This window comes from Arthrobacter sp. TmtSoilC79, assembly GCF_059739405.1.
On the sequence record NZ_AP046051.1, the window covers coordinates 1,689,374 to 1,702,512 of the forward strand.

Annotated in this window: 10 protein-coding genes; 8 read left to right on the forward strand and 2 right to left on the reverse strand. The window is 61.3% G+C overall.

Annotated features, from left to right (window positions below):
* Nucleotides 1-20: 20 nt before the first annotated feature.
* Nucleotides 21-269 carry a WhiB family transcriptional regulator gene (locus AC6JA3_RS07845; protein WP_003804966.1) on the reverse strand — a complete coding sequence of 83 codons (249 nt, stop codon included), beginning with the start codon at nucleotides 267-269 and terminating at the stop codon, nucleotides 21-23.
* Between the two features lie 322 nt (nucleotides 270-591).
* Between AC6JA3_RS07845 and AC6JA3_RS07850 the strand changes: the two genes are divergently transcribed.
* A complete protein-coding gene (locus AC6JA3_RS07850) occupies nucleotides 592-1,008 on the forward strand; it encodes a hypothetical protein (RefSeq protein ID WP_497920065.1) in 417 nt (138 codons plus the stop codon).
* Nucleotides 1,009-1,072: 64 nt separating this feature from the next.
* Here AC6JA3_RS07850 and AC6JA3_RS07855 read toward each other — a convergent pair whose 3' ends face one another.
* On the reverse strand, nucleotides 1,073-5,239 hold the full coding sequence (locus tag AC6JA3_RS07855) for a type VII secretion EssC family protein (protein ID WP_497920066.1): 4,167 nt from the start codon (nucleotides 5,237-5,239) through the stop codon (nucleotides 1,073-1,075).
* A gap of 189 nt (nucleotides 5,240-5,428) precedes the next feature.
* Between AC6JA3_RS07855 and AC6JA3_RS07860 the strand changes: the two genes are divergently transcribed.
* From AC6JA3_RS07860 to AC6JA3_RS07890, 7 genes are all read left to right on the forward strand, one after another.
* Nucleotides 5,429-6,046 (forward strand): acyltransferase, encoded by a 618-nt coding sequence (locus tag AC6JA3_RS07860; protein WP_026540062.1) that lies wholly within the window; start codon nucleotides 5,429-5,431, stop codon nucleotides 6,044-6,046.
* A complete protein-coding gene (locus AC6JA3_RS07865; protein WP_026540063.1) occupies nucleotides 6,043-7,134 on the forward strand; it encodes a DegT/DnrJ/EryC1/StrS family aminotransferase in 1,092 nt (363 codons plus the stop codon). The genes AC6JA3_RS07860 and AC6JA3_RS07865 overlap by 4 nt, the downstream gene beginning before the upstream one ends.
* Nucleotides 7,134-8,120 (forward strand): Gfo/Idh/MocA family protein, encoded by a 987-nt coding sequence (locus AC6JA3_RS07870; RefSeq protein WP_026540064.1) that lies wholly within the window; start codon nucleotides 7,134-7,136, stop codon nucleotides 8,118-8,120. Before AC6JA3_RS07865 ends, AC6JA3_RS07870 begins: the two co-directional genes overlap by 1 nt.
* Nucleotides 8,121-8,306: 186 nt before the next feature.
* A complete protein-coding gene (gene glf / locus AC6JA3_RS07875; RefSeq protein ID WP_347783182.1) occupies nucleotides 8,307-9,491 on the forward strand; it encodes a UDP-galactopyranose mutase in 1,185 nt (394 codons plus the stop codon).
* A complete protein-coding gene (locus AC6JA3_RS07880) occupies nucleotides 9,488-11,491 on the forward strand; it encodes a glycosyltransferase (RefSeq protein WP_026540066.1) in 2,004 nt (667 codons plus the stop codon). Before glf ends, AC6JA3_RS07880 begins: the two co-directional genes overlap by 4 nt.
* Before the next feature lie 2 nt (nucleotides 11,492-11,493).
* Complete coding sequence (locus AC6JA3_RS07885; RefSeq protein ID WP_026540067.1) at nucleotides 11,494-12,351, forward strand: ABC transporter permease; 858 nt, start codon at nucleotides 11,494-11,496, stop codon at nucleotides 12,349-12,351.
* Entirely contained in the window at nucleotides 12,352-13,083 is a 732-nt protein-coding gene (locus AC6JA3_RS07890) for an ABC transporter ATP-binding protein (RefSeq protein WP_026540068.1), read from the forward strand.
* Nucleotides 13,084-13,139 lie beyond the last annotated feature (56 nt).

The window sequence follows — 13,139 nt, forward strand, 5'->3', positions numbered from 1 at the left end:
GCCTTCTTTAGTATTTGGGTCTAGGAAGCGCGACGAGCGCGGGCAGCGCGACGCTTCAGAGCGCGACGCTCATCTTCACTCATTCCGCCCCAAACGCCGGCGTCTTGTCCGGACTCCAACGCCCACTGCAGGCAGGTGTCCACTACGGGGCAGCGGCGGCAGACGCTCTTGGCTTCCTCGATTTGCAGAAGTGCTGGTCCGGTGTTGCCGACTGGGAAGAAGAGCTCCGGGTCCTTGTCGAGGCAGGCTGCGCGGTTACGCCAATCCATGCTGATCAGTCACTCCATTCGTGAGAACTAGATAGGCCTTTTGTGAAAACATTCACGAGAGGCTCCAAAGGAAAGGGGCCCGCATGGGCCCCCTTGGTCGTCTGAGTCAAGCGTTTCATGTTAACGCCTTGTAAACAAGGGGTGTTAGTGGTCGAAATGCCCGGAATCCGTGAGCGATGCATCACATCAGCCGCCAGTGCCCTCACTGCTAGACGACTATGTCCGGTAGTGTGCCAGTGTGTCAAGACCTCCCGTAAACCCATCCCAGCCCGCTTCCGGACAGCAGCCGGGTGAAAATTCCGATGCGCAGGCAAACGACGAAATGAGCAATTCCACAGCGGGCCGTCGGCCCCGTGGGGTCGCGGTAATTTCAGCCGTTGTCCTTCTCGAAGCCCTGGCCCTGATGGGTGCAGCGGCTTGGTACGCGTACCAACTCCTTACCGGTGCTCCGGTGCTGACCTTCTGGGGCGCCGTTTTCACGCTGGGGCTGCTCTTGGCCTTCTCCGTGTGGCTGTTCGCGGTGGGCCACTTTCTTTTCCGTGGATACCGTTGGACCCGGGCAGCGGCCCTTGTGGCACAGTTGTTCGTCCTCACCATAGGCCTTCCCACCATGACCGGCGGTCTCGTGGTGCCGGGTCTGGCCATGATCATCCCCGCCATTGCGGCGATCGTTTTCCTTTTCCACAAGGACGTCATTGCCTACGCCTCGCGCACCGGCGGCACATCCGGGGTCCTCTAGCTTGCCCGGTTGGGGGACCTGGTGGGCCTCGGTTGAGGGGCTTGGTGGGCCTCGGTTGGGGAACCTAATGAGCCTCAGTTGGGGAACAGAAGTCGCCAATCGCAGGAACACCTGATGTAAGAACTGCTTGAAACGGCAGTATGTCTCCGCCCTCCACCACATAGCCGCGGCCGGGCCGCATTGGGCGCTCCGTTTCCACGCGGACTCCCAGGAGTTCGGCATCGTGCGGAGATCCCGGTGCAAGAACCAACCCCATCCGGGCTGTCTGGAGCTCGCGCGCCAGCGGCAGTTGTTGGATGAGCGCCGGACCGGGAGTGGCCGTGATGACGATGCCCCGGACCTTCCCGCTCAGGGCAGTGATGGCCTGACGCCCATGGGTGCCCAGTGAGTCGGCGTCGTCCACCAACAAAATACTCTGCGGGTCCAGGTTTTCAACCTCCTGTGCGGTAGTAGACCAGAAGCGGTCCGGAGACGTTCCCACCGGCGGTTCAACCCAGGAAACGGCAGGGTTCAGGCGACGCAGTGATGCCAAAGCCGTGCTTTTTCCAGACCGGGCGCCGCCAAGGATGATGCTGGAACCTTTTAAGCGAAGAGGCAGCGAAACGGGCAACGCTTCGTCGCCCCCGACTCCGATCCACAGTGCACCGTCCGATATTCCTCCGGCAGATCGCACCGTAATGCCGGACTCCTTGAAAACATCACAAAATTCCTGTTCGTCCAGCCGATCAGGAAGTGGTCGCAGGCGGAAGGGCGGCTTCTTAAGGGGAAGGTGAGCGAACGGCCAGGGTCCCGCCTCCGGGGCGTCAAGAAACTGCGACACCACAACGTCTCCGTCTACGAAGTTGCCTGTGGCGATGGCCCGCCCTGGAATTGGCTCCACTTCCGTAAGCCGGGGCCAATGGAACCGCGCCTCCTCGGTGGAGCCCAGCGGAAAATAGGCCCGGTTCTGAATCGCCGCAAAGAAGCGCGCCCCGACCAACTCCCGCTCCCCGCAAATCAACACGGTGATGCCCAGGGACCGCCCATCACGCACAATGTCCTGCAGCAGGCTTTCTGCCCAGGCCGAAGGGCCTGCGCGGAAGGCAGTTGCCCACGAGCACCACCCAGTGATGATCAAAGCGAGGGGATCGTCGGTCTTCGCGGACTCACTGATGTTGCGCCTGCGGTCCATTTCCCCGGCAAAGCGCTTCAGGACGCGGGCAGCAAGCGGCAACTGATGGAGGCCGGCCAAGGCCCCCACTTCCCTTTGCCCGAGGACGTCGCCGAGTATCCCGGCCCCATCCAGGACGTAGGAATGAGGCTGGGAACCTTGAGTTGCCAGCATGGCCGAAACCGCCCTGAAGCAGGAGTGCATTCCGCTCGTAGGGCTCCCGATCATGGCAAGATGCCCGTCCTTGGTCGGGGACCATTGCAGGGTTTCCACGACTTGCCGTGTCGGTTTGTCTACCCAGGCCAATGGACCAATGCTCCAAGGCCCTGTTTCAGTGCGGGCGGGAATAGCGCTGGTGGCATCCCTGTGGACGGGAAGCTTGGTGTCGGGCACGGGGAACAGAACTTCGGCCCAGGGAATGGCAGATGGCAAGGGCGCCGCCACAGGTTGGCGGGGGAGGGAACCGCCGTGGCGGTGCCATGCGTCCTTGACAGCGGCCAAAAGCTGCCGGACACCCTCATCCGCGATTGAATCTGCCTGATCGCGCAGAGGGTCCGGCAACGGGCTTTGTTGGAGCGGACCACCGTTGAGTACGAGGGTGGTGGCATGGACCAGCCGCGGAACGCCAACTCCGGGACCACCAGTAACCAACGTGCCGTGGGGAACTGCCAGTGACGCGGACTGGAACTCTTCGGGGACACTTGAGGCCCGGACCAGATAGGCCCTTCCAGGAATGTCCGCCGGTATCGATGCTGCGACCTTGGAGTTGATGATGTCCGTGGACTCCGCTTCGGATTGCACCCTCAGGGCGATGCTTGAGGCAACGTTTGCCCGGATATCGGCGGTCAATGCGCCCTGGGGGCGCTGGGTGGCCATGACGAGGTGGATTCCGAGGGAACGGCCGATGGTGGCTACCCGCATGAGTTCGCGGAGGGCGCCGGGAGCCTCCTCAATGAGCATGCGGAACTCGTCGATGACCAAAACCAGATGAGGAATCGCAGGATAGTTGTCCGCCGCCGCGCGGTGGTATTGGTCCAGGTCCGTGACTTCAGCGGCGGCGAACAACTCCTCGCGGTACCTGATCTCGCTGCGGAGCGAAGTAAGGGCCCGATCCAAATGGTGCCTGCCAAGATCGGTCAACAGGCCAACGCAGTGGGGCAGTCCTGCGAGCGGGCGCAATCCGGAGCCGCCTTTGAAATCGATGAAAAGAAAGGTCGTGTGCTCGGGGGAGTACGTCAAGGCCATGGATGCCACCAGGGTTCTCAGCAGCTCGGACTTTCCAGAACCCGTGGTGCCGGCCACCAGGAGGTGCGGGCCGTCGCGCTTGAAGTCGAATGTCAACGGCCCGTGGCGGTCCTGGCCCAGAACGGCCGCAAGCCCTGGTACCTTGGCATTCCCTTCCCAGCGAAGAAGAACCCGTCGGGTCCCGAAAGGAAGAAGCGCAGCCAAGGCGCACTGCTCAGGAACAGACTGTTGGGGTACGGCGCCTTGGTGACGACCCTGCGACGACATGCCGCGGCAGAACGCATCGAAAACACCCATCGGGACGAGGTCCGGAACGAAGTTGCGGCGCTCGCCGGCGACTTCCAGGGTTCCCTTGGTCCCGGAGTGGGAAAGCTTGATCAGCGGGCCGGAGCGTTCATCAGATGGGCCACAAAGGACCACCTGCCACCCGTTCCGTTCTGCAGCGCCAAGAACCAGCTTCAAGGAGTTCTTGTCTTCGCTTGCAGTGTGCTCGATGATGACCAGCAATCCACGCGTACCGCTCACCGGCCGGCGAATAGAGGCCAGGGCGGCCTCGTATGTGGTCGCAAGTGTCACCCCCGGCAGGAATCGTGCGCTTAGCGGCAGCCTTCCGACACTCCCCAGGACGACTACTGGCGTCTGTGCAGCACCAGGGAAGGCGGCCATTTGCATCATCATGAAACGCAGCAAGGAATCAACGTGGTGGTGAGGCCCGTCAAGTACCACAGTGGGAAGTTCCGGGTCCAAGGTCAATGCGGCAGATCCGATCTCCGGCGCGTTGAACGTTGGATCATCAGGTGCCAACCGGATATTCGCCATGGCGTCGGCAGTTCCCAGCCGTATCCAGGTACCGGGCTCAACTAGTACGGGTGCCCCGGCGAGGCGGCCTGGCGGTTGGAAGGACGACGAACCGGGCTCCGCAGGTGCGCTCCGGGCATCTGGGGCGGCAGCTGTGGAGCCCCCGGATGCCATCACGGCCAACTCCGCCGCGGAAGGGGAACATCGTTGCCGGCGAACCAGATCCTCTTGAGCAGCCCTTGCCACAGCCGCTGCGCAGTCCCGGCGGTTCTTCCGTCCTGCAATGAAGGGGACCAGAAGGGTGAGCGCCGAGATGGCGGTGAATCCCAGATACATCCACATTCCTGTGGCAACGGCCAGTCCGATGCCCGCGATGAGCGGCAGAATCGCGGTAAGAATGATCGCCGCGCGGTTTCCTTGCCGGCCGGCATGCGCCACTTCCAGGGGTTCTTCCACGGACCGGCCGGCATCCTTGGAAATTTGTGGGAGCAGACTCGTCTCCGTGGTAACGGAGAATACGGTGTTGCCGCAGAGAATTCTTGATTGCGATGTCACGGCGGCCTGCCGGACAGGCCGTCCATCCACGAAGGTCGGGTTGCCGGCACCTTCCCGGCTAAGGGTCATGGCTGTGCTGGAAACATCCAGAACGGCGTGCTCCCTGGACATGCCGGGATCGGGCAGGGAAATCTCTGCGGTGCCGCGGCCAATCCGGAACCGGCCCCGATGAATACGGAATACAGCCCCTGCACTGGGCCCGGAATGAACGAGCAATAACAGGGGCAGGGGCAATGGGGCGGCGGCCCGCCGTGGTGCAGGGCCATCGACGATGATTGCGCCTGACACCAAGGGAGGACGGCCTACTGTCATCTCCGATATATCCTGTCCATCCACTTCCAGCGGACCAGTCCCGCGCTCCTCCCCGAGGATTGACTGAAGCCTGGTCCCGGATGTACCCGCCGGGACCTTGATGGTCAGCTCCTCCGGAGCCGAAGAATCCGCAGCCGCCGGTCCCCTCACCAATGTGCATTCCAACGTCATGGCTTCCGTCTTCCCTTGATCTGTGAAACTCCGGCCCTTCTTTGTGGGCCTTACACCTGACCGTATGGGTGGTCCGGCCACGCCGCAGCCCCTTGCAGGACGTATGTGGACAAACGGGCATCGATCTTCGCGGATGGCCCTTGACGCTGCGGCATGGTGTCTCCGCTAAGATGAATCTCGTTGTCGCGTGTGCTCAATGAGGAAGGACCTTCACCGGTGATAGTGGTTGCAGAGAGCGCCGATGTTTCAGACAAGGCGGTAATTGGTGATGGATCAAAGATTTGGCATCTTGCCCAAGTCCGCGAGCAGGCCGAGCTAGGCGTCAATTGCATCGTGGGACGAGGTGCCTACATCGGCACCGGGGTCAAGATGGGAGACAACTGCAAAGTCCAGAACTATGCACTTGTCTACGAGCCCGCGGAACTGGAAGCCGGTGTGTTCATTGGCCCGGCAGTTGTGCTGACCAACGACACCTACCCCCGAGCTGTAGGCCCCGACGGCAGCTTGAAGAGCGCCCATGATTGGGAGCCGGTTGGCGTCACCATCCGGGAGGGCGCCTCAATCGGTGCGCGCGCCGTGTGCGTCGCGCCCGTGACCATTGGTCGGTGGGCCACAGTTGCCGCTGGAGCGGTAGTGGCCAAAGACGTCCCGGATTTTGCCTTGATGGTCGGAGTCCCGGCCAAGCGTCATGGCTGGGTCGGCAAGGCCGGTTTCCCGTTGCAGCGCAGCGGTGAGAACTGGGTGTGTCCGGAAACCGGCGCAACGTATGTTGAACAGAACGAGACCCTTCGAGAGGTAGAGGCATGAGCCCCGAATTCATTCCCCCCGCCAAACCCATCATCGGCGATGAAGAGCGCAAGGCCGTTGATGCCGTGTTGGCTTCCGGCCAGCTCGCCCAAGGCACGGAGGTAGCCTCTTTCGAGCAGGAGTTCTCCCAGGTCCTCCTTGACGGCAGGGCAGCGGTAGCTGTTAACTCCGGCACGTCCGGCCTGCACCTTGGCCTTTTGGCTGCCGGTATCGGCGCTGGGGACGAGGTCATTGTTCCGTCCTTCACCTTCGCGGCGACCGCCAACTCGGTGGCATTGACGGGTGCAACTCCGGTTTTTGCCGACGTTGATCCCGACCACTACACGTTGGACCCGGCATCCGTGGAGTCGAAGATCACGGATCGTACCGCTGCGATTATGCCGGTGCACCTCTACGGCCACCCGTTTAACGTGGATGCGATTGGCGCCCTTGCCTCCAAGCACGGCGTCAAGGTCTTCGAGGACGCGGCACAGGCCCATGGCGCAGCGGTCAACGGACGCAAGGTTGGCACCTTCGGAGACTTCGCCATGTTCAGCCTTTACCCCACTAAGAACATGACGTCCGGTGAGGGCGGCATGGTCAGCACTGGACTGGACGACGTCGAGCGTCGGCTCCGCCTGCTGCGCAACCAGGGCATGGAGCGCCAGTACGAAAACGAACTGGTTGGTTTCAACTGCCGGATGACCAACATCCATGCCGCCATTGGCCGCGTCCAGTTGACCAAGGTCAACGGCTGGACCAAGACCCGTCAGGAGAACGCGGCATTCTTTGACGCGAACATCGAAGGCGTCGTCACGCCGAAGGTCGCTGAGGGTTACGAGCACGTCTACCACCAGTACACGATCCGCATCGCTGAAGACCGCGACGGTTTCGCCAAGGCCCTCCGCGAAGAATACAACGTCGGTTGCGGAGTCTATTACCCGATTCCCAACCATCGCCTTGCACCTTTCCAGACCTCCGATGACCTCCCCGTCACTGAAGAGGCCGCTGCCAGCGTCCTGTCGCTGCCGGTACACCCGTCACTGAGCCAGGATGACCTGGACCGGATTGTTGCAGCCGTCAACGCTGTGGCCAAGGCGGGCAGCTAGTGGCAAATCTGCGCGCAGGCCTCATCGGACTGGGAATGATGGGGCGCCACCACGCCCGTGTCATTCGTGAGCTTGAAGGCGTTGATTTGGTTGCCGTAGCCGATTCCTTCGGCGACCCCCACAACGTTGCCGACGGCCTGACGGTCTTCTCCACGGTTGAGGAACTCATCGCTCAGGGCATCGACATGGCTGTCGCGGCAGTGCCCACCATCCTGCACGAGGAAGTGGCACTCCAGCTCGCCGAGGCTGGCGTTCATTGCCTCGTGGAGAAACCGATCGCAAATGATTCCGAGTCCGGCCGGCGCATTTCTGAAGCCTTTGAATCCAGGGGCCTCATCGGCGCCGTCGGGCACATTGAGCGGTTCAACCCGTCACTGCAAAGCCTCCGGGACCGGTTGGAGAACGGGGACCTGGGCGACGTCTACCAGATCAGCACGCGGCGCCAGGGACCGTTCCCGGCCCGCATCGCCGATGTCGGCGTGGTCAAGGACCTCGCAACCCATGACATTGACCTCACGGCCTGGCTGGCCCAGAGCAACTTCGTCAATGTCGTTGCCCACACTACGTCCCGCAGCGGCCGCGAGCATGAAGATATGGTCACGGCCATCGGCCACCTCAAGAGTGGTGTTGTGACCAACCACATCGTCAACTGGTTGTCGCCCATGAAGGAACGCACCACAGTGGTTCTCGGTGAACGCGGAGCGTTCATTGCTGACACCATTTCCGCGGATCTGACCTTCGTGGAGAACGGTACGTTCCAGACGGACTGGGATTCCGTCGCGGCGTTCCGTGGAGTATCCGAGGGATCCTCGACTCGCTTTGCGCTTGCCAAGCGGGAACCCCTCAAAATGGAGCATGAGGCATTCCGTGATGCAGTTCTCGGAAAGTCGCTGAACATCGTCACCATGGCCGAAGGCCTTGAGACCCTGAGGGTCGCAGAGGCCGTTTTGGAATCCGCGAAATCCGGCTCAGTCATCACTCTCTGAGCACTCCGGATCAAGCAAAGCACCAAGGGGAGGTTGGCCGCCGGCCAACCTCCCCTTGCCGTTTCCCGGTGCGGCCCGTCGCCACCATGCCCCGCCCCGGATACAGGGAACCCGCGTCATGTCGGGTAGCCTTGACCAGTAGACGTGGGCATTTCTGTGCCCGCACGCCAATACACAGGAGAGTTTGTGAACGCTGATCTCGTCGTCGTCGGCTCGGGTTTCTTTGGCCTGACCATTGCAGAACGCGCCGCTACCGAGTTGGGGCTGAAGGTCGCGGTGCTCGATCGCCGCCACCATATTGGAGGAAACGCCTACAGCGAGAACGAAGCGCAGACGGGAATCGAGGTCCACCGCTATGGTGCCCACCTCTTCCACACGTCGAATGAACGCGTTTGGGAATACGTGAACCGCTTCACCCAGTTCACGAGCTACCAGCACAAGGTGTACACCAGCCACAAAGGCGAGGTGTACCCGATGCCTATCAACCTGGGCACCATCAACCAGTTCTTCCGGTCGGCAATGAGCCCCACCGAAGCGAAAGCACTCATCGCGGAGCAGGCCGGTGAATTGGCCGGTACCGATCCGCAGAACCTCAACGACAAGGGCATCCAGCTGATTGGCCGCCCCCTGTACGAGGCATTCATCAAGCACTACACAGGCAAGCAGTGGCAGACGGATCCCAAGGACCTGCCCGCTGAAATTATTTCCCGGCTTCCAGTCCGGTACAACTATGACAACCGGTACTTCAACGACACCTATGAAGGTCTCCCGGTTGACGGTTACACAGCCTGGATTGAGCGGATGGCGGACCACCCCAACATCGAGGTCGTCCTGAAGACGGACTTCTTCGACGACGGCGAATATGGCCGGTCTTCCGTTCTTGGCCAGGTTCCCGTCATTTACACCGGCCCGGTGGACCGCTACTTCGACTACGCCGAGGGCGACCTGTCATGGCGCACCATCGACCTCGAAGAAGAAGTACTTCCCATTGAGGACTTCCAAGGCTGTTCTGTGATGAACTACCCGGACGCTGATGCAGCTTTCACGCGCATCCACGAGTTCCGCCACTTCCACCCTGAGCGTGACTACACCAAGGACGCAACGGTCATCATGCGCGAGTTCTCACGCTTCGCTGAAAAGGGCGATGAGCCGTACTACCCGGTCAACACCTCTGATGACCGCCAGAAGCTGCTCGCCTACCGTGACCTTGCCCGCGGCGAGAAGTCCGTCCTCTTCGGCGGCCGCTTGGGAACTTACAAGTACCTCGACATGCACATGGCCATTGGCTCTGCCCTTTCCATGTACGACAACAAGATCAAGCCGCACTTCACTGGCGGCGCCAAGCTTGAAAGCGGGGGAGTGGACGCATGACGGCTACTACGAACGAAAGTCAGAAGACTGCGATGACCACCACGGATGACCTGGCACCGGCCAAGGAAAACCTGCGCATAGTTCAGCGTGTTGTTTTCCCCGCCAACCGCGACCTCGACACCCTTCCCCTGTACGTCGACCCGGACACCAGCAAGGTGAAAAAGGAAGATGGCGACAGCAGCGCCGTCGTGCAGGCCGTTGGCATGACGCGGAAGCTGCACCCCGAGGACATCCTGGGCCGTGGTTCCGTGCAGGTCCGCCGAGGCGAGCGGCTCTCCTTCGGCTCCTATTTCAACGCTTTTCCGGCCAGTTACTGGCGGAAGTGGACCGTTGCCACCAAGACAGTCCTGCACCTTGAAACAGAGGGCGAGGGGACGGTCATTGTTTACCGCTCCAACGCACGCGGCGCCTCGCAGCGTGTTGACTCCATCCTCGTTGAGGGCACGGCCAGCAATGACTTTGAGTTGACCTTGGCGCCATTCGGCGACGGTGGCTGGTACTGGTTCGACCTCATCGCCGGCGGCGACGGCATGACACTGAACAGTGCGCACTGGTCGGTTCCGGATGACGGACGCCCCCAGGGCCGCGTGACGCTGGGCGTCACCACGTTCAACCGCGCAGACTACTGCCTCGAGACGATCAAGTCGATCGACGCCGACGCCGGCTTGAGGGAGATCCTCGCCGAGCTGATCATCGTGGACCAAGGCAACAAGAAGGTCGCCGACGAAGCCGGATTCGATGCCGTCGCAGCGTCCATGGGTGACCAGCTCCGGATCATCAACCAGGGCAACCTCGGTGGCTCCGGGGGCTTCGCCCGCAACATGTACGAGATGGTCGTTTCCGACAAGAGCGACTACGTCATGCTGCTTGACGATGACATTGAGCTAGAGACCGAGGGCGTCATGCGCGCCGTGGCGTTCGCTGACCTCTGCCGCAAGCCCACCATTGTTGGTGGCCACATGTTTGACATGTACAACAAGTCAGTACTGCATGCCTACTCCGAGGTAGTGAACTTCTACCGCTTCCTGTGGGGCCCCGTAGAGGGCCTGGGCAACCATGACTTCTCATCTGCCGGCCTGCGGTCCACCCCCCAGCTGCACAGGCGCTGGGATGCTGACTACAACGGCTGGTGGATGTGCCTTATCCCCAAGACCGTGGTGGAGACCATTGGCCTCTCCCTCCCCGTCTTCATCAAGTGGGATGACGCTGAATACTCACTGCGCGCCCGGGCTGCCGGATACCCCACGGTCACTCTCCCCGGTGCAGCGGTCTGGCACGTCTCCTGGGCCGACAAGGACGATTCAGTTGACTGGCAGGCCTACTACCACGAGCGCAACAGGCTCATCGCGACGCTCCTGCACTCACCGTTCCCCAAGGGCGGACGGATCCTGCGCGAAAGCTTGAACACGGATGTCAAGCACTTGGTGTCCATGCAGTATTACCCTGAGCAGGCGCGGATCATGGCCCTGCGTGACGTCCTCGAGGGGCCAGGCAAACTGCACCAGCAGTTGCCCACCACCATGCCCAAACTGCGCGCAATGCGCGAGGAATTCCAGGACTCCCAGGTCAAGACGGATCCAGGGGCCTTCCCGGAGGTCTTCCGTAAGCGTCCGCCCAAGAAACCCCAGTCCTACAAGCAGCCCGGCGCACTTGGCCTGCTGCCCTGGGCTGTGAAGACCGTCCTGAAGCAAACCCTGGCCCCTGTGCGTGACTCCGCCAAGGAGAACCCTGAGGCGCAGGTAGCGCACCAGGATGGAAAATGGTGGAGCCTGGCGCACCTGGACAGCGCCGTCGTGTCCAACGCGGACGGCACGGGAGCTTCCTGGCACCTGCGTGACCCCAAGCTGGCCCGCCAGCTCGTGGTGGAATCGGCAAAACTGCACGCCCAGCTCTTCTCCAATTGGGAGTCCCTGCGTGCGCAGTATCGTGAAGCCCTTCCTGAGATCACGTCGATGGACTCCTGGCGGGAAACCTTTGAAAAGTCGGAGCCCGGCAAGTAGCGATGTCGAACTCCACTGATACGTATGCAGTTCCGGGGGTGGGCGCCGGACTGCTGGACGTCTACCGCCGGCGGTACCTGCTCAAACTGATTGTCCGCAAGGAGCTCCGTGTCCGCTATCGCGGCTCGGTGCTGGGTTTGGCGTGGTCCTACGTCAAGCCGCTGGTCCAGTACGTGGTCCTGTTTTTCGCCTTGGGCATCGTGTTGCGCGTTGGGGACCAAATTCCCAACTACGCGCTTTACATGTTCTCCGGCGTCATTGTGATCAACTTCTTCTCCGAGGCGTTCTCGAACGCCACCCGATCCATCGTGTCGAACGCGGCGCTGGTCAAGAAGATTTATCTTCCGCGTGAGCTGTTCCCAGTGGCCTCCGTATGGGTGGCCGCCGTGCACTTCCTGCCGCAGTTGATCGTTCTGCTGGCCGCAGCCCTCCTTAGCGGATGGCATCCGGACCTCATGCAGCTCTTTGGCGCCCTCCTGGGGTTCGTCATCGTGGCTGTCACGGCTACCGGCCTCGGACTGCTGGCCGGTGCCATCAATGTCTTTTTCCGGGACGCTGAGAACATCGTCGACATGCTGATGATGATCGTCACCTGGACATCGCCGGTTCTGTACGACTGGACCATGATCCGCCGCTTGGCAGCTCCGTGGGTCTTGACGATCTACCAGCTGAACCCCATTACCGTTGCGGTGGAACTGTTCCATTGGGCGTTTTGGTACCCCACCGTCAATCAGCCAGTCGAATTGCCCCCGCACCTCCTGGTGACCGGCTTCATCGGCCTGGGCATGGCGGCGCTGTTCCTTGTTATTGGCCAGATCGTCTTCCGACGGCTCGAGGGCCACTTTGCGCAGGAGGTCTAAATGGGTGCTGCAGTAATCGTCAAGGGCCTGAAGAAGACCTTCAATCTCCGCCATTCGCACTCCTTGAAGGAAACGCTGGTGTGGCTGGTGAAGGGGCGCAAGGGGGACCTCACCAAGAAGTTCGATGCCCTGCATGATGTCAGTTTTGAGATCCAGCCGGGCGAGACCGTGGCGTTGCTGGGCTTCAACGGTTCGGGTAAGTCCACGCTTTTGAAGCTCATTTCCGGAGTCATCCTGCCCGACCAGGGGACTGTACGAACCAAAGGCAGGGTTGCCGGCTTGATCGAGGTAGGCGCCGGTTTCCACCCGGACCTGTCCGGGCGTGAAAATGTCTACCTCAACGCCGCCATCCTGGGTATGACGGAGCAGGAGATCCAAGAGAAGTTCGACGACATCGTCGCCTTTTCCGAGATCGAACAGTTCATCGATACCGAAGTTAAGTTCTATTCCTCGGGGATGTTCCTCCGCCTCGCCTTTGCAGTGGCAGTTCACACCCAGCCGGACATTTTCCTCGTAGATGAAATCCTTGCCGTGGGTGATGAACCTTTCCAGAGGAAGTGCTTGGCGAAAATCAAGCAGCTCTCGGACGAGGGGCGCACTTTGGTTGTGGTCAGCCATGACCTCGACATGATTTCCCGGATCTGCGATCGGGGCGTGGTTTTGTCCTCTGGCACAGTCCAGTTCGAGGGCCCGGCCGATCAAGCTGTGGCGTGGCTGCGGGAACGTAACTAACCGCGTCCAATTGCAAAGAGTCGTCTGTCAACGGATGGCTGGTGGAAGCATCTAAG

Excerpts from the sequence above, each read along its gene's own strand:
- AC6JA3_RS07845 (WP_003804966.1), bottom strand. The coding sequence starts at position 269 with ATGGATTGGCGTAACCGCGCAGCCTGCCTCGACAAGGACCCGGAGCTC.
- AC6JA3_RS07850 (WP_497920065.1), top strand. The coding sequence starts at position 592 with ATGAGCAATTCCACAGCGGGCCGTCGGCCCCGTGGGGTCGCGGTAATT.
- AC6JA3_RS07855 (WP_497920066.1), bottom strand. The coding sequence starts at position 5,239 with ATGACGTTGGAATGCACATTGGTGAGGGGACCGGCGGCTGCGGATTCT.
- AC6JA3_RS07865 (WP_026540063.1), top strand. The coding sequence starts at position 6,043 with ATGAGCCCCGAATTCATTCCCCCCGCCAAACCCATCATCGGCGATGAA.
- AC6JA3_RS07880 (WP_026540066.1), top strand. The coding sequence starts at position 9,488 with ATGACGGCTACTACGAACGAAAGTCAGAAGACTGCGATGACCACCACG.
- AC6JA3_RS07885 (WP_026540067.1), top strand. The coding sequence starts at position 11,494 with ATGTCGAACTCCACTGATACGTATGCAGTTCCGGGGGTGGGCGCCGGA.
- AC6JA3_RS07890 (WP_026540068.1), top strand. The coding sequence starts at position 12,352 with ATGGGTGCTGCAGTAATCGTCAAGGGCCTGAAGAAGACCTTCAATCTC.